Here is a 14942-nt window from a genome sequence, read left to right as displayed (position 1 = left end):
GCTCTCCTATGTGGTCTTGGCCGGGATCCACCGTTGCTCAGCGGGTTTCGAGCAGAGGGATTGACTTTTGGAGCACGGACTAAAGGGAGAGGAGCCGGGGGTGGTTGCCTTTGGCGGCACGGAGCGCTTAAGACACTTCGGGAGAAAAATGGTTGAGGATCCGGGGGGATTGCAATGTCCTCGTCTCAATCGAAATGACCTCATTATGGGATCCCCACCTGGGCGCAGATTTGCCCCTGTCGGTCGAACAACGTCACCGCCAACAGCAGGGATCGACCGGCATACTTTTGCACATAGCCTGTGGCTCGCTCCAGGATTTGACGGGCCAACTCCTGCATCACGGGTGCTGCCCAGCCAAGGCCATCCAGATGGTGCACCGCTGCCTCTACTGTCCGCAACTCCAGCACTTGCCGTGCCTGTTCTGCCGTTCCCCCACGCCGGATCAGGGCTGCCGCCAGAATTTCCAAGCGGGCATCGGCCACGTGGCTGGAAGTGGTGAAGATCCCCCCTGCCAGCTTGATCAGCTTGCCGTGGTAGCCGATCAAATGAATGGACTCCGCCCCCCGCAGCGCCGCTTCCACCAGCAACGGCCCTATCCAATTGGCTACTCGCAGGATCTGGTCTTCCGGGATCCCTTGCCCCAGCGCCACCTGCTGCCCATGGCTGCCCACGCAAAAGATCAAATGCTTGTGCCGCTCCAACTTTTGTTGCAGCTCTTGGCGGGCTTGCTCTAAGCTCTCAACACTTGAGGAAGGCTCCACCTCCGCCCGCGTTCCCAACAGGGCCAGCCCTTCCAGCACCCCAAAAGCAGCATTGGAGGTGCGCTCGGCCAGCAGCTTTCCTTCCGGCAAAATGATGCGCACCCGCAGGCGGCAGCCCTCTGGGATCCCGGGCAAAAGATTGATCTCAAACAAACGGCGGGCATAGGCATAAATGGCCGGGCTGCCATCGGTGCGTCGCCCCAGCCCTTCCCCGGCTTCCAAGATCAAGGGGGGATCCTCGGGATCCCTCTCCTCCAACCTCACCCAAGCCCAGACCGGTGTGTCGCGGGTGAGATCCAGGTGGGGGCCGGGATCCGAGCGGGTAATGGCCAGAGCTGTTGTCTTCTCCAAGGCAGCTACCTGCTCCACCGGGATCCGGATCCAAGCCTCAAGGGACTGGGGCTCAGCCTGCACCGCAATCGCCAAGCGCCCCCCTTCCTTCTCCAAAGGGATCCCCAGAAGGTGGTGAAGAGCAGCCCTGGCCGAGGCAACGGCGAAAACGGGCAAGGTATAGCCCCGCGGTCGGGATCCCTGAACAGCATCCTGCATCTGCACAGCTTTTTGCTTCGGAAATGGATGACCGGAAAACCAAAATCTCCGGAAAATGCACACCTCAATTGTGGCTTGTGAGAGAACCCAGGAGTTTCGGGGAACACCTCCCGGAAGCAATCGTTAAATGATCTGGGGGAAGAAGAGGGGATCCGAAATTTGCCTTTTTCAATGAAGGTAGTCGAAAACTGGGGCAGCTATGAGCGAAGCAGTGCAGCACTACCTTGAGCGTCTGGAGTCGCAAATACAGGAGCTAAAAGCTGCCATCGAGCGGATGCCCGAGCAGGTGGTGGCTGTTCTCCTGGCTACCCAAGAAGCCAAAAAAAACACCCCCGCCCCCTCCCGTTACAGCGTTCTAATCTCAGACTTGGTGGAAGATGGCAGCCACAACTTCCTGCTGGATGATGAACCCACCGTGGTGAGCAACCGCAGCATGGGGCATGAGCTGGCCCCCGAAGCCCAAATACAGCGCCTGAGTGCCCAGTTAACCGCTGCCTACAACCGCATTGCCGCTCTGGAAGAGCAGCTCTTGGCCCAGCGCTTGCAACACTAGACTAAACCACTAAACTGACACTCATCTAGCAAGGCTTCAGCGGGGGGCAGCAGAGGGCTTGCCTTTGCGTTGCACATCCTGCATCTGGAAGCCGTGTTTGCGCAGCTCTTGATCCAGCACCAGCTCGTTTTCCACGTGATCCACAAACAACACGCCGTTGAGGTGGTCGATTTCGTGCTGGATCACCCGCGCCAGCAAATCGTCCGCTCGAAGGGTGCGGGGCCGCCCCGTTTCATCCTTAAACGAAACCACAATCCCTTCTGGGCGCACGACCTCGCAAAACACCCCCGGAATGCTTAGACAACCCTCCTGCCCGGCAACGGCCTCGCCAATGTACTCCCGGATCTCCGGGTTGATCAGCACCAGCGGTGACACCTCCGGCTTATCGGGATAAAGATCCACCACAATCATGCGCTTGGGAATGCCAACCTGCGGAGCCGCCAGACCAATCCCATCAAAGCTGTACATGGTCTGCAGCATGTCCCGGGCAAGCTGGCGGATCTCGTCGTTGACCTGGCTGATGCGCTTGGCCGGCTGCCGCAGCACCTTGTCCCCCATGCGATAAATGTGCAGGGGCGGATGCTTCAGCTTCACTTTGGGAACGGCAACAGAAAGGGTAGCCACCATCCGGCAGATCTCTTCAGAATAAACAGCAGGTATCGGGTCTGGATCCCCATTCTACATTCAGTCCTGGTTGTGCTGAAACCATTGTTGCCTAGCTCTCCTCTCCCTTTGGAGAGGGGGTAGGGACCTGTTTGGGATGATCATGGCTCAGGGTTGCCGTCGCCAGCCTCTGGAAGTCGTTGGGCCTGTTGGTCAATTCCCTGCTTAAAGCCCAAGGCCACCAAAATATTGGAGAGGGTGAGAAAAGCCTCTGCCCCTCCATGCAAGGGATCCACATTGGCCAGGGAAGTGCCGTAGTGCATCTGAGCGTACAGCCCTGCCGGGATGCTGACGGCCACAAAAAGCAACAACAGCCAAAATCCAACCAAAGCCAAACGTGGGATCCGGCGCAGCCGCGACAGAAAGAATAAAAAGACCAAGTAAGGGAACAGAGAGAGGGCAAATAAACTGTTCATCGCCTAGTCGGGATCCCCCTTCTGTGCAGGCTCATCCACCCTTTCAGCTCGCCAAATGCAGTAGGCAGCCCAAGCCAGGGTACAGTTGCCCAGCAAGGTGAAGCTGGCCTGTGCAGTGACCACCCAGTCCAACTTGGGGTCGTTGTCAAACCAGTGCCAGGTGATTGCGCACATTGCCCCCGACAAAGCGGGCAGCATCGCCCAGCTCAAACTTCGCCATTCGGGCTGGCCCACCCGCTCCCCAAATTGCCACACGAGCACAATAGCAGCGATCCACTCCAAGACGCTGGCAATGTGAATCCACCAGGTGGGAAGCGAAAGGGCGTGCATCAGGCGCTGAGGGAATGACGCAGCAGTTGGCGGTAAGTGGCCTCCTGCAACAGCATTTGCTTGTGCAGTTTGACCAAAATGTCTTTGGCCTGCTCGGGGCTCATGCGAGAAACCAAGGTCTCGAAAGCCCGCTGGCGAAATTGCTGCTCCAAAGAGAGCTCTAGCGTCTCATCCATCATTATCACCTCAGGGTGCTCAGGTAGAGAGGTCTGCAAAGAGTTCCAACAGCGCAGATCTGGCCAGGTAGTGCAAGCAGGATAATACATATCTTAACAAATCGCAACAACGTGACAAGATGCCGGATCTCGACGTGCCGGAAGGGAGCTTGGCCGAGGCGAGGGCAGAGAACCTCAACCCAGTGGCAGAAAAAGTACAGGCCCGTCAAGTTGGACAAAGGTGCATTTTGGATGGGGAAGGGGGAAGATTTTCCGGCAGGGATCCCTTTACATCCTTTCACGTTGTGCGACTTAGCAAGGCTCCATGATAGAAGTGAAGTACTCTGGAGCTTTGTTGCCACCCTTGCTGATTGGTAACTTACTTTGCTTGAATTGCCATGACCATTTTTGTGGGGAACCTAAACTATAAAGCCTCAACAGAAGAACTGAAAGCTTTCTTCCAGCAGAGGTGGAACGTTAAGTCGGTTACAATCCCGATAGACCGAGAGACAGGTCAGACACGAGGCTTCGCGTTTGTGGATCTGGCAACCGAAGCTGAGGAGGACGAAGCCATCGAGAGCGCGAACGGGCAGGAATTCATGGGCCGGCCTCTGCGTTTGGATCGAGCCAGGCCCCGCCGCCAAGCCTAAGCAAAGATTGTTCAACCCTGGGTTTGCCATTCTGGACAACCAAAGGACTCCGTCCCGCTAACGCGAACGGCAAGGTTTATCCCAACAGATGGGAGAGCTGCAAAGTCTCCAAGAGCGCCCAAGATGGTAAGGTTGCTACATCTTTCCGACATTCATCTGGGCAGTGGTCTTGCCTACGGCCACATTAACCCAGCTACCGGCCTGAATACCCGTTTGGAAGATTTTGTAGCTTCTTTGCGCTTGTGCATTGACCATGCTCTCAACCAAGCGGTGGATCTGGTGTTGTTTGGGGGCGATGCTTTCCCCGATGCGACACCCCCCCCTCTCCATCAAGAGCTTTTTGCCCAACAGTTTCGCCGCCTGGCCGATGCAGGGATCCCAACCGTCCTGTTGGTGGGCAACCACGATCAGTACGGGCAGGGACAGGGAGGCAACAGCCTGGCTATCTACCGCGCTTTGGGGGTCTCAGGCTTTATTGTGGGGGACAGACTGGAAACTCATCGGATCGAAACTCGCGGTGGCCCGGTGCAGGTGACCACTTTACCTTGGCTGAGTCGCTCTGCTCTACTCGCCCAACAGGAAAGCTTGGCGCTTGAAGGGGAAATCCTCGCGCATCAGCTCCTGCAGCGCCTCCGCCTAGCCCTAGAAGGGGAGATCCGCACCCTGCAGCCAGGGATCCCGGCGATTTTGTTGGCTCACGTCATGGTGGAGACAGCCCGCTACGGAGCAGAACGCCATCTTTCGGTGGGCAGAGGATTTACGGTGCCCCTTTCGCTGCTGGCTCGGCCTGCCTATCAATATGTTGCCTTGGGGCATGTACACCGTCACCAGGTGCTGTGTCGGGATCCCTTGATGCTCTATCCCGGCAGCATTGAGCGGGTGGATTTTGGCGAAGAAAAAGAGGAAAAAGGCTGTGTGCTGGTGGAAGTCACCCCTACGGGGGCCAGCTATGAATTTTTGCCCCTGCCAACCCGTACCTTTCACACCATTCGCCTGGATCTGAGCGCAGATCCACCCCAGCAGGCGCAGTCCAAGCTGCTGGCCGCCATCGCCAAGGCCCCCGTGGCCGGCTCCATCCTGCGGTTGATCTACCGCATACGGCCCGACCAGCTAGAGTGCATTGATGAGCGGGCTCTGCACAACGCTCTTGCCCCTGCTTTTAGCTACACCATCGCCCCAGAAGTGGTCAGCCCCAGCCGCATCCGTCTGCCGGGATGGGATCCCAGCCGACTTGAGCCCCTGACGGCTCTGGAGCAGTATCTGGCCGACCGCAGCGATCTGGCCCCCTTGCACAACGATTTGCTGGCCGCGGCCCGTCAGTTGTTGGAGGAATATGTGGATCCTTTACAAGACTGGGCCCCCAACTGGGAGGAGCTGGGATCTTCAAGCCTTGCCCCAGTGGAAGAGGAGCAGTTGCCTTTGTTTTGATTGGTTTTGAGATGCTCTCTTTGTCGCCTCAGGGTTCATAGGGGTGGGGATGGGGGATCCCTGTGGAAGAAATCAGGACAGGAGTGCTTGCCAAGGCTGCGGGCTCCTCAAGCTTCAAGTGATCTAAATCACTTCGAAATGGCAAAAAGCAACACAAACTGGGAATCGGGTTGAAGACGTTGGCAACGACGGCATCAGCTCACTCACAGGGAACTGACTCAGACTGGTAGACCTCACACTGCCAGTCTTTTTTTGTTTAGGGCCTGGGGGCTGTGAAGTCGCAGCGAGCGGGGGATCCCTTTCTAGCATTCATGAAATTCCCATCTTCTTTTCTATAGAGTCAGTCTATTAAATCTATAGAGTCTGTATATTAAAAGACAAATAACGATCTGTTCTCGGCAGAGGCTACCAATTTGTCAAGTGGGCGTCAAGTGTGCCAAGTGTACAGAAGGTTAGTTCTCAGGGAATTTATTTTCTCACAACAATAGGTATGCTGTAGAAACAGCATACTATGGAGAAGTAGGTTCTATGGACAGTATCCTTTGGTTTCTCTTGATCGGAGCCCTGGCGGGTTGGCTGGCAGGGAATATTCGACGCGGTTACGGATTTGGATTGATAGGCAACATAATCGTTGGTGTTTGCGGGGCATTTTTTGGCGGGTTCCTCTTCGATTTGCTTGGCCTGTCGGCTACAGGTCTTTTGGGAAGTTTGTTGATGGCTACCGTTGGGGCTTTGGTTTTGTTGGCGTTAATTGGCTTCGTTCGTCGGGCTTGATCTTTAAACTGCTCGCAAGAGTTTGCGTTTTCGTTGCAATCTTGATTGAACATTTACTGGATTGAACATTTACTGGAGAAGGAGAATTTTTATGAGCATTCGTGTTCTTTCGGCAGCGATGATTGGCTTAGCCATCCCCAGCATGGGTCTGTTGACAATGCCATCTGCTTCTGCCCAGCACTTGTTTGATTTGGGAGTGCGCCAACTGCAGCCGGGCACCATCATTCCCGTCCAGAGCTTCAAGGGAGAAGAGCCCCAGTACTTCAGTCCCAACAGCACCCACCCACTTACCCTGCGGGTAGCCCAGGACATCTACAACGGCAGCGGCCAATTGGCGATTCCAGCAGGCAGCGAGGTGCGAGGCAGCTTGCAACCGACTCAGGGAGGGGCCAGGTTCTTCGGCACGGCTTTGATTGCCAATGGGCGACTTTACTCGGTGCAGATGTCTTCTGATTTGATCCACTGATTTGATCCACACTGAGAAAGACCCGCGCCACTATTCTGCCGAAGCGATTGCTCAAGATGCAGCCATTGGTGCTGTGGGGGGTACGGTGCTGGGCTTGCTCACAGGAGGCGTTTCTGCTTTAGGGGTTATTGGCGGAGCTGGAGCCGGAGTGGCGGTGGGCAATATCACGGCACCTCAAGTCGTGGTGTTGCGCCCTAACCAAACGATTAACTTGGCTTTGGACAGTCCGGTGCGTCTGTGATCGACAAATTTTTGATCTGGTTTTGATTTGGTTTGATCTGGAAGCAAAAAGGATCCCGGTTTTAGGCCGGGATCCCTGTTTGGTTTTAGGGATTTTTTCGAGGAACACCACCTTCAGTGCAAGTAGGTGTAGGCCCGCAGATTGTCTTCAAAGTGCTGCTGCAAGGCGCGGGCTTGATCCAGCGTGATCTGCCCTCGCTGCAGGGCGGTCTCGGTGGCGTGGTGGAGGGTCTCCACCAGATCTTCGCTGTTGTACTGCACCCAGCTCAGCACTTCGCCAATGGTGTCCCCCTTGATGACTTGGGAAACGTGGTAGCCGCCGGGGCGGGAGCGGATATGCACCGCGTTGGTATCGCCAAACAGGTTGTGCAGATCCCCTAGGATCTCCTGGTAGGCACCCCCCAGAAACACCCCCAGTAGGTAGGGATGCCCGTCAGGATCATGCAGCGGCAAAACCGAGGTGATTTGCCCGTCTTCGCCAAAGAAGCGGTTGATCTTGCCGTCGCTGTCGCAGGTCAGATCCGCCAGGGTAGCCCATTGGCGTGGCTCCTCATCCAGACGGTGGATGGGCATGATGGGGAAGACCTGGTCGATGGCCCAGCTATCCGGCAGGGATTGGAACAGGGAGAAATTGCCGTAGTAGATGCTGGCCAGCATCTCGTCCAGATCCAGGAGATCCACTGCCACGGGGTGCCCTGCTTGGTGCTGCTCGTAGGCCAAGGTGCAGATCTTGTCGGAGCAGTTCCAGAACAGCCGCTCCACTTCAGCTCGCTCCTGCAAGCTGAGGGATCCCTCAGTGAACTGGCGCAGGGCGGCCTCCTTCAGCTCCTGACAACGGCGATAGTTGACCACCAGAGTATCGGGCTGGATTTGGTAGTAAAGCTGGTTTAGCTTCTGGATCACCTCCGCATCGGAAGTGAGCTGGGTGGGCATCGGGTAGGGGCTGGCAGCGTTGACATCTTGCACGTCAAACACCAGCACCGACTGGTGGGACATCAGGGCGCGTCCGCTTTCGGTCACCAGTACCGGCGGCTGGATCCCGTGGGGTTCTAGGGCGGTCAGCACGGTCTGCACCACGGTGGCGGCGTAGTCCTCCATGCTGTAGCTCTGGGAAAAAGGATTGGGGGACTGGGATCCGTCGTAATCAACCCCCAAGCCACCGCCGATATCCAGGTAGCCCATGGGGGCCCCCAGCTTGACCAGCTCGATGTAGATTTGGCTGGCCTCCCGCACGGCCCGTCCATGCACGCTCACCATCGAGATCTGGGAGCCGATGTGGTAGTGCAACAGGCGTAGACAATGCAGCTTGCCCGCTTCCCGCAGCCGTTCCACCACTTGCAAAATCTCGGTGGCCGTGAGGCCGAACTTAGCCCGATCCCCAGCCGAGGTGCCCCAGCGCCCGCTCCCTTGGGCCGAGAGTTTGGCCCGCACCCCCAAGATGGGGTCGATGCCCAGTTGGTCGGCAGCCTCCAGCACCAGCTCCAGCTCTTGCAGCCGCTCCAAAACGATGATCGGGGTGCGCCCCAGCCGCTGGGCCAAGAGAGCCGTCTCCATAAAATCCCGGTCTTTGTAGCCGTTGCAGATCAACAAAGCCCCAGGAGTATCCAGCAGAGCCAGGGCAATCAACAGCTCCGGTTTGGATCCCGCCTCCAGGCCAAAGTGGTAGGCGCGACCGTGTTTCACCACTTCTTCTACCAGGTGGCGCTGCTGGTTCACCTTAACGGGGTAAACCCCCCGATAGACGTTGGGGTAGCCAAAGCGCTGGATGGCCTGCTGAAAGCTCTCGCAAATTTGCCGCATGCGGTCGGCCACGATCTCGGGAAAGCGAATCAAGAGGGGCAACTGCAGGCCCCGCGCCACCAGATCCATCACCAAGTGGTACAGGTCAATGCCCGGTTCCTGCTGCTGTAAGCCCTGTGGGGTCACCTCCACATGACCGGCGGCGTTGATACGGAAGTAGGGATCCCCCCAACCTGAGATGCGATAGAGCTTTTCGCTGTCTCGCAGTGTCCAGGGAGAACGAGTCAAAGTCGGCATAGTAGTCCCCCAGATACCGAGATGTGAACAGCGCAGGATTTCTGCACAGAATCCACAATATATTGCCATATTCCAGAATATGTCAAGATTTTTCTGGTGCGGGGGGACTCAGGCCCAAAAACCGCTAAGCCTTGCCAGACAAGGCTTTGGCTTGAGGATCTCTGTGCAACTGCCGCAGAACTCAGCTCGCTCAATCTCTTGTTTTCACTGTTTTTCTTGATTTTTCTCTTGAATTCTCCGTTTTCTGTCTTTCCTTTCTGAGCTTGGGTCGGATCCTGAGTTTTGCTGGGAAGCGTAGCGAGGAATACGGGGATGGCGCAGAGGGAAAAGACAGCCACCTGGGGAAAGTGGGCCACGTAGGGGATCCCAAGAGCTCTCGCCGGCAACCCTTGACAGGGCCCCGCAGGCAAGACAAGGATCGGGGCGGTGACCTCGGAGAACCTGAACCATGGCTCAACTGCCCCGCTTCCGTCGCCGAGAAGTGTTGCTTTCTTTATTGGCCACCGGCGCTACCTTGAGCGCCTGCCAAAGGGGATCCCGTTCTGACCAACCCAGCGGCAGGGATCCCGTTCCTGCCTCCGGCAGCCAGTCCTCCGACAAAGTTTTGCTGATCAACGGGGCCGGGTCCACCTTTCCGGCTCCTCTTTACTTGCGCTGGTTTTCCGATTACCGCCAGGTGGATCCCAAGGTGGAGATCAATTTCCAACCGGTGGGCAGCGCCGCTGGGATCCGGCAATTTATTGACCAGACAGTGGACTTTGCCGCCAGTGATGTGGCCATGACCGATGCCGAGATCGCCGAGGTGAAGCGGGGTGTGGTCATGATCCCGATGACCGCAGGCAGCATTGCCGTAGGCTACAACCTGCCGGGGATCCCTTCTGGACTCAAGCTGTCTCGACCCGTTTTGGTGAAGATCTTTCGCGGCCAAATCGACCAGTGGCGGGATCCGGAGATCCTGGCCCTGAACCCGGAGCTAACCATTCCCGATCTGCCCATCACCGTCTGCTACCGCTCCGATGGCAGCGGCACCACCGATACCTTTACCCGCCACCTGGCGGCCATCGATCCGGCTTGGGCCTCGGAAGTCGGTGCTGGCATGTCGCTGGAGTGGCCGGTGGGCATTGGGGTGAAAGGCAACGAGGGCATGAGCGCCCAAATGCTTCTCAGCGAAGGGGTGATCGGCTACGTGGAGTCGGTCTATGCCCGCGAGCTGGATCTGTCGGTGGCAGCTCTGGAGAACCGCCGCGGCGAGTTCATTCTCCCCTCCCCGGAAGCCTCGGCCCTGGCCTTGAGCGAAATTGAGCTGCCGGAAAACCTGCGGGCTTTTGTGCCGGATCCTGCCGGCTCTGGAGCGTATCCCATCGTCACCTACACCTGGATCCTGACCTACCGCCGGTACTCGGATCCCGCCATGGCCGCCGCCCTGCAAGCTGTGCTCCGCTGGGCCCTTACCGAAGGACAAGCCCTGGCCGAGGAGATGGGCTACCTGCCCCTGGCCGCAACCGTTGTGAACCGCGGCCTGGAGGCGCTGCAGCTTATCCAGAGCTAGCCTGGCAGCAGTCCCCCAAGAGTTGCCAATAGCTGCCAACCCAGGCCATACCCCAAGCGGCACCGAAAGCAAGGCTGCTGCAGGTACGGAGATCCGTAACCGGTCTGCCCTTCAGCCCCGAGAAATGGGCGGCATTCTCGCCCTGGCCTCGCCAACCAGCTGGTTAGGATCGACCCAGGAAGTGACCAAGCATCTGCCGGATTTTCACAGATTGGCTGCCCAAGCTACTTCACACAGGCTGGCGGCGGTAACCGAAGCAATGTACTCAAGAAGAGGAGAATAAGGAGCCGATGGGAAAAGTTGTAGGAATTGACCTGGGCACAACCAACTCGGTTGTCGCCGTAATGGAGGGGGGTGTCCCCACCGTCATCGCCAATGCTGAGGGTACTCGCACCACACCCTCGGTGGTCGCCTTCACCAAAGATGGAGAGCGCCTGGTGGGCCAAATGGCCCGCCGCCAAGCGGTGCTCAACCCGGAAAACACGTTCTACTCCGTTAAGCGGTTCATCGGTCGTAGGTACGATGAGCTGAATGCCGATTCCAAGCGGGTCTCCTACCAGGTGCGGCGGGACGAGCGGGGCAATGTCAAACTGTACGCACCCCGCCTGAACAAGGAATTTGCGCCGGAAGAGATTTCGGCCATGGTGCTGCGCAAGCTAGCGGATGATGCCAGCCGCTACCTGGGCCAGCCGGTCACCCAAGCGGTGATCACGGTTCCTGCTTACTTTAATGACTCGCAGCGGCAGGCCACCAAAGATGCGGGCCGCATTGCCGGTTTGGAAGTGCTGCGCATCATCAACGAGCCGACAGCAGCCTCTTTGGCCTACGGCTTGGACAAGCGCAACAACGAGACCATCCTCGTCTTCGACCTGGGCGGTGGCACTTTCGATGTGTCCATCTTGGAAGTGGGGGATGGCGTTTTCGAGGTGAAATCCACCAGCGGCGATACGCAGTTGGGCGGCGATGACTTCGACAAGAAGATCGTCGATTGGATGGCCGAGCAGTTTAAGCAAATGGAAGGGATCGACCTGCGGCAAGACCGGCAGGCGCTGCAACGGCTAACGGAAGCTGCGGAAAAAGCCAAGATCGAGCTGTCCAGCGTTTCCGAAACCACCATCAACCTGCCCTTCATCACTGCCACTGCCGATGGGCCCAAACACCTGGAGCTGAAGCTCTCCCGCGCTCAATTTGAACACCTCTGTGCCGACCTGCTGGAGCGCTGCAAGGGGCCGGTGGAACAAGCCCTGCGGGATGCCAAGCTCACCAAGGCCGACATCAACGAAGTGGTGCTGGTGGGGGGATCCACCCGCATTCCGGCGGTGCAGCGGCTGGTGAGGGAGCTGCTGGGCAAAGAACCCAACCAAAGTGTCAACCCCGATGAGGTGGTGGCGGTTGGGGCGGCCATCCAAGCGGGTGTGCTGGCGGGCGAAGTCAAAGACGTGCTGCTGCTGGATGTCACCCCCTTGTCCTTGGGGGTGGAAACCCTGGGCGGCGTGGCCACCAAGCTGATCCCGCGCAACACCACCATCCCCACCCGCAAGTCGGAGATCTTCTCCACTGCCGAAGATGGGCAGACCTCCGTGGAAATCCACGTGGTGCAAGGGGAGCGAGAGCTGGCCCGCGACAACAAATCTCTGGGCCGCTTCAAGCTGGACGGGATCCCGCCGGCCCCTCGCGGTGTGCCGCAGATCGAGGTCACCTTCGACATCGACGCCAACGGCATCCTGAAGGTGACGGCCAAAGACAAAGGCAGCGGCAAAGAGCAGAGCATCTCCATCACCGGCGCCTCTACTTTGGATAGCAAAGAGGTGGAGCGCATGATTGCTGAGGCAGAAAAATACGCTGCCGAAGACCGGGCCCGCCGGGAGAAAATCGAGCGCCGCAACAAGGCCGACTCGCTGGCCTACCAAGCCGAGCGGCAGTTGAAGGAGTTGGGCGACAAGATCCCGTCCAGCAAACGCAGCCAAATCGAGACTCTGGTGCGAGAACTGCGGGAGGCCATCCAGCGGGAGGACGACAGCGCCATCCAGAGCAAAGAGCGGGAGCTGCAAGAGGCTCTCTACGCCATGAGCAGCGAGCTGTATCAACAGCCGGGGGCCTCCTCTGGCCCCACTCCCGGCTCCGGGAAAACCTCCGGCGGCAGCGATGATGTGATCGATGCCGACTTCACCGAGAGCAAGTGACTGCTCAGGGATCCCTCCGTGGGCCGCGGGCCCAGGGCGGATCCCGCCCTTACTTGTAGCGCCGATAATGAGGAGGGACGGGATGGGCGATGGCGTCTAGCCCGCCTCCTCATTTTCTTCAGTAGGTCGGAGGGAAGGAGCCCTTGTCGGGGACGCCTAGCCTCGTGGTTTTCTGCCCACTCTCAGCGATTTGCCTGCGGACGCCTCCATGCAAAACTTTAAGGACTACTACAAGATTTTGGGGGTCAGCAAAACGGCCACTGCCGATGAGGTGAAACAAGCCTATCGGCGCCTAGCCCGCAAGTATCACCCAGATGTCAACCCAAATGACAAAACTGCCGAAGAGAAGTTCAAAGACATCAACGAAGCCTACGAAGTTCTCTCGGATCCCAGCAAGCGCAGGCAATACGACCAATTTGGCCAATACTATCAGCAGGGCGGGTTTCGCTCCAGCCGCGATGCCTACACCTACAGCAGCAGCCCCTTCAGCCAAGACTTTGGGGGGAGCGGATTTGGGGGGAGTGGCGTCGATTTCAGCCAATTTGATGATTTTCAAGACTTCATCGATCAACTGCTGGGCCGGGTGCGCAGCCAAACCACAGACCGCAGCAGCGGATTTTCGGGATCCACTGGCAACACCAGTTACGATGCTGAGGCCACCATCCAGATCAGCATTCCAGAAGCTTTTGAAGGGGGCAAGCGTCGCCTGCGGGTGGGCGGGGATCGCGTGCTCGAGGTAAACATCCCGCCGGGAATTACGCCAGGGAAGCGGATTCGCCTGCGCGGCCAAGGCCACCCCAACCCCAACGGCGGTGCCGGTGATCTGTACCTTAAAATTGAGCTGAAAGACCACCCCTTCTATCGCCTAGAGGGATTCGACGTTTACTGCGATCTGCCCATCAGCCCCAGCGAAGCGGTTTTGGGCGCCCAGGTGGAGGTGCCCACCTTGGATGGGGTGGTGAAGCTGCGGATCCCACCTGGCATGCAGCCGGGGCGAAAGTTGCGGCTGGCGGAAAGGGGATTTCCCAAAGGCAACGGAGAACGGGGGGATTTTTACGTGGTGGTGCAGATCCATTTGCCCACCCAGATCTCCGAAGAAGAGCGAGAACTTTACGAAAGGCTGCAGCGGGTTCAATCCTACGATCCCCGCGCCACCCTTAAGCTCTAGCATTGATATTCTCCGATATTCTCCCACGGCCAAAGCCTCAAGATTCTTGACAAGCGCTCCGCGCCGCCTGAAAGCAGGAAGCCGCCCTTCTAGCTTGCTTCCGGTAGCGGTAGGGCGGGGCTGGAGGCCCAGCCTTGGGGTCAAGATGGGGTCCTGCTGGAATCTGGTTGCGTCGGCGGGACGGGAGCTGCATTTGCTTCCAGAGGTTCCTGACGAGAGCATCCCTGGCTCCATTGCAGTTGCCGCAGGATCCCGCGCAACAAGGCCACCTCGGCTACGGTCAGGCCGGCTCGCTGGAACAGGGCGCGAAACTTGAGCATTTTGCGGCGGGCTGTGTGGGGGTGCAGGTAGCCAATTTGCAGCAACAGCGCTTCTAAGTGGTCGAAAAATCCCTCCAGCAGCTCGAAGGGGGCAAGCCTTTGAGGCGAGGGCATAGGAGGAGCAGGGGAAGGGCTCTGGCAGACGAGGGTGTACAGCTCATAGCAACAAATGGCCACGGCTTGGGCCAAGTTTAAAGAGGGATAGGTCGCATCGGTGGGGATCTGGATCTGGCGATGGCAAAGGGCCAGCTCCTCGTTGCTCAAGCCGCGATCTTCGGGGCCAAACACGAGGGCGGCAGGGCCGGCGGCCAGCAGAGCGGGAAAGGCTTGGCGGGGGGACTGAATTTGCCATTCGGGTGGGTAGGTTTGGCTGCGCCCCGTTGTCCCGAAAACCTGCACACACCCTTGCAGGGCTTCGGGCAAAGTTTGCACCTTCCGGGCTTGATGGAGCAGGTCTGCCCCATGCACGGCTGTGGTGATCGCTTCCATATCGAGGGGATCGCATTGGGGATCCACCAGCACCCACTGCCTGAAGCCCATGTTTTTCATCACGCGGGCAATGGCGCCGAGGTTGCGCGGCCCAGCCGGCTGCACCAATACAAGCCGTACCTGCGCCAGTTGTTCAGGGCCAGAGTGGGGTAATATCGGCATCAGGTTGGGATCCCCCAGAGTGCCTAGAGTAGAGAAGAGGAGCTTGATT

17 protein-coding genes are annotated in these 14942 nt (G+C 58.2%); 10 read left to right on the top strand and 7 right to left on the bottom strand.

The window, feature by feature from the left end; all coding sequences use genetic code 11:
- Positions 1–203: 203 nt before the first annotated feature.
- Complete coding sequence (cbiD, locus tag ACVWZU_RS04595; protein WP_457443591.1) at positions 204–1310, bottom strand: cobalt-precorrin-5B (C(1))-methyltransferase CbiD; 1107 nt, start codon at positions 1308–1310, stop codon at positions 204–206.
- A gap of 199 nt (positions 1311–1509) precedes the next feature.
- Here cbiD and ACVWZU_RS04590 point away from each other — a divergent pair, with 199 nt between their 5' ends.
- A complete protein-coding gene (locus tag ACVWZU_RS04590) occupies positions 1510–1863 on the top strand; it encodes a hypothetical protein (RefSeq protein WP_414350209.1) in 354 nt (117 codons plus the stop codon).
- 36 nt (positions 1864–1899) lie between these two features.
- Here ACVWZU_RS04590 and def read toward each other — a convergent pair whose 3' ends face one another.
- The 4 genes from def to ACVWZU_RS04570 all read right to left on the bottom strand — a co-directional run bounded on the left by def (position 1900) and on the right by ACVWZU_RS04570 (position 3448).
- The gene (gene def / locus ACVWZU_RS04585) at positions 1900–2490 is read right to left on the bottom strand and encodes a peptide deformylase (protein ID WP_457443589.1); all 591 of its coding nucleotides are present in this window, start codon (positions 2488–2490) and stop codon (positions 1900–1902) included.
- Between the two features lie 137 nt (positions 2491–2627).
- A complete protein-coding gene (locus tag ACVWZU_RS04580; protein ID WP_011434312.1) occupies positions 2628–2942 on the bottom strand; it encodes a DUF3593 domain-containing protein in 315 nt (104 codons plus the stop codon).
- A 3-nt stretch (positions 2943–2945) separates the two neighbouring features.
- The gene (locus ACVWZU_RS04575; protein WP_457443587.1) at positions 2946–3272 is read right to left on the bottom strand and encodes a DUF2499 domain-containing protein; all 327 of its coding nucleotides are present in this window, start codon (positions 3270–3272) and stop codon (positions 2946–2948) included.
- Positions 3272–3448 carry an NblA/ycf18 family protein gene (locus ACVWZU_RS04570; RefSeq protein WP_041437678.1) on the bottom strand — a complete coding sequence of 59 codons (177 nt, stop codon included), beginning with the start codon at positions 3446–3448 and terminating at the stop codon, positions 3272–3274. Before ACVWZU_RS04570 ends, ACVWZU_RS04575 begins: the two co-directional genes overlap by 1 nt.
- A gap of 119 nt (positions 3449–3567) precedes the next feature.
- On the opposite strand from ACVWZU_RS04570, the gene ACVWZU_RS04565 reads away from it, so the two are divergent.
- From ACVWZU_RS04565 to ACVWZU_RS04540, 6 genes are all read left to right on the top strand, one after another.
- Complete coding sequence (locus tag ACVWZU_RS04565; protein WP_414350215.1) at positions 3568–3756, top strand: hypothetical protein; 189 nt, start codon at positions 3568–3570, stop codon at positions 3754–3756.
- 69 nt (positions 3757–3825) lie between these two features.
- The gene (locus tag ACVWZU_RS04560) at positions 3826–4077 is read left to right on the top strand and encodes an RNA recognition motif domain-containing protein (protein WP_011434316.1); all 252 of its coding nucleotides are present in this window, start codon (positions 3826–3828) and stop codon (positions 4075–4077) included.
- A gap of 123 nt (positions 4078–4200) precedes the next feature.
- Positions 4201–5505 (top strand): metallophosphoesterase family protein, encoded by a 1305-nt coding sequence (locus ACVWZU_RS04555; RefSeq protein WP_414417917.1) that lies wholly within the window; start codon positions 4201–4203, stop codon positions 5503–5505.
- A 528-nt stretch (positions 5506–6033) separates the two neighbouring features.
- On the top strand, positions 6034–6279 hold the full coding sequence (locus ACVWZU_RS04550) for a GlsB/YeaQ/YmgE family stress response membrane protein (RefSeq protein WP_414522358.1): 246 nt from the start codon (positions 6034–6036) through the stop codon (positions 6277–6279).
- A gap of 91 nt (positions 6280–6370) precedes the next feature.
- Positions 6371–6745 (top strand): hypothetical protein, encoded by a 375-nt coding sequence (locus tag ACVWZU_RS04545; protein WP_414522357.1) that lies wholly within the window; start codon positions 6371–6373, stop codon positions 6743–6745.
- A gap of 1 nt (position 6746) precedes the next feature.
- Positions 6747–6986: a hypothetical protein gene (locus tag ACVWZU_RS04540; RefSeq protein WP_414329398.1), complete on the top strand. Its 240-nt coding sequence runs from the start codon at positions 6747–6749 to the stop codon at positions 6984–6986.
- Between the two features lie 113 nt (positions 6987–7099).
- Here the strand turns inward: ACVWZU_RS04540 and speA are convergent, their stop codons facing one another.
- Entirely contained in the window at positions 7100–9022 is a 1923-nt protein-coding gene (speA, locus tag ACVWZU_RS04535) for a biosynthetic arginine decarboxylase (RefSeq protein ID WP_457443584.1), read from the bottom strand.
- 448 nt (positions 9023–9470) lie between these two features.
- Between speA and pstS the strand changes: the two genes are divergently transcribed.
- The 3 genes from pstS (at position 9471) to ACVWZU_RS04520 (ending at position 13922) form a co-directional block, all read left to right on the top strand.
- Positions 9471–10571, top strand: a complete 1101-nt coding sequence (gene pstS / locus ACVWZU_RS04530) for a phosphate ABC transporter substrate-binding protein PstS (protein WP_457443582.1) — start codon at positions 9471–9473, stop codon at positions 10569–10571.
- A 290-nt stretch (positions 10572–10861) separates the two neighbouring features.
- Complete coding sequence (dnaK, locus tag ACVWZU_RS04525; protein WP_457443580.1) at positions 10862–12754, top strand: molecular chaperone DnaK; 1893 nt, start codon at positions 10862–10864, stop codon at positions 12752–12754.
- Between the two features lie 208 nt (positions 12755–12962).
- Positions 12963–13922, top strand: a complete 960-nt coding sequence (locus tag ACVWZU_RS04520; RefSeq protein ID WP_457443578.1) for a DnaJ C-terminal domain-containing protein — start codon at positions 12963–12965, stop codon at positions 13920–13922.
- 140 nt (positions 13923–14062) lie between these two features.
- On the opposite strand, the gene ACVWZU_RS04515 is transcribed toward ACVWZU_RS04520, so the two are convergent.
- The gene (locus tag ACVWZU_RS04515; RefSeq protein ID WP_414349957.1) at positions 14063–14893 is read right to left on the bottom strand and encodes an RNA methyltransferase; all 831 of its coding nucleotides are present in this window, start codon (positions 14891–14893) and stop codon (positions 14063–14065) included.
- Positions 14894–14942: the final 49 nt, after the last annotated feature.

The sequence above is a fragment of the Thermostichus sp. MS-CIW-26 genome, assembly GCF_054059115.1.
Note: the sequence above shows the minus strand (reverse complement) of the source record. Positions and strands in the feature narration are given on the sequence as shown.

What these genes read in the sequence shown, in the direction of transcription:
- ACVWZU_RS04575 (WP_457443587.1), bottom strand. Translation starts at nt 3,272, where the DNA reads ATGCACGCCCTTTCGCTTCCCACCTGGTGGATTCACATTGCCAGCGTC.
- ACVWZU_RS04550 (WP_414522358.1), top strand. Translation starts at nt 6,034, where the DNA reads ATGGACAGTATCCTTTGGTTTCTCTTGATCGGAGCCCTGGCGGGTTGG.
- cbiD (WP_457443591.1), bottom strand. Translation starts at nt 1,310, where the DNA reads ATGCAGGATGCTGTTCAGGGATCCCGACCGCGGGGCTATACCTTGCCC.
- dnaK (WP_457443580.1), top strand. Translation starts at nt 10,862, where the DNA reads ATGGGAAAAGTTGTAGGAATTGACCTGGGCACAACCAACTCGGTTGTC.
- ACVWZU_RS04570 (WP_041437678.1), bottom strand. Translation starts at nt 3,448, where the DNA reads ATGGATGAGACGCTAGAGCTCTCTTTGGAGCAGCAATTTCGCCAGCGG.
- ACVWZU_RS04580 (WP_011434312.1), bottom strand. Translation starts at nt 2,942, where the DNA reads ATGAACAGTTTATTTGCCCTCTCTCTGTTCCCTTACTTGGTCTTTTTA.
- pstS (WP_457443582.1), top strand. Translation starts at nt 9,471, where the DNA reads ATGGCTCAACTGCCCCGCTTCCGTCGCCGAGAAGTGTTGCTTTCTTTA.
- speA (WP_457443584.1), bottom strand. Translation starts at nt 9,022, where the DNA reads ATGCCGACTTTGACTCGTTCTCCCTGGACACTGCGAGACAGCGAAAAG.
- ACVWZU_RS04515 (WP_414349957.1), bottom strand. Translation starts at nt 14,893, where the DNA reads ATGCCGATATTACCCCACTCTGGCCCTGAACAACTGGCGCAGGTACGG.
- ACVWZU_RS04565 (WP_414350215.1), top strand. Translation starts at nt 3,568, where the DNA reads ATGCCGGATCTCGACGTGCCGGAAGGGAGCTTGGCCGAGGCGAGGGCA.
- def (WP_457443589.1), bottom strand. Translation starts at nt 2,490, where the DNA reads ATGGTGGCTACCCTTTCTGTTGCCGTTCCCAAAGTGAAGCTGAAGCAT.
- ACVWZU_RS04590 (WP_414350209.1), top strand. Translation starts at nt 1,510, where the DNA reads ATGAGCGAAGCAGTGCAGCACTACCTTGAGCGTCTGGAGTCGCAAATA.
- ACVWZU_RS04555 (WP_414417917.1), top strand. Translation starts at nt 4,201, where the DNA reads ATGGTAAGGTTGCTACATCTTTCCGACATTCATCTGGGCAGTGGTCTT.
- ACVWZU_RS04545 (WP_414522357.1), top strand. Translation starts at nt 6,371, where the DNA reads ATGAGCATTCGTGTTCTTTCGGCAGCGATGATTGGCTTAGCCATCCCC.
- ACVWZU_RS04520 (WP_457443578.1), top strand. Translation starts at nt 12,963, where the DNA reads ATGCAAAACTTTAAGGACTACTACAAGATTTTGGGGGTCAGCAAAACG.
- ACVWZU_RS04560 (WP_011434316.1), top strand. Translation starts at nt 3,826, where the DNA reads ATGACCATTTTTGTGGGGAACCTAAACTATAAAGCCTCAACAGAAGAA.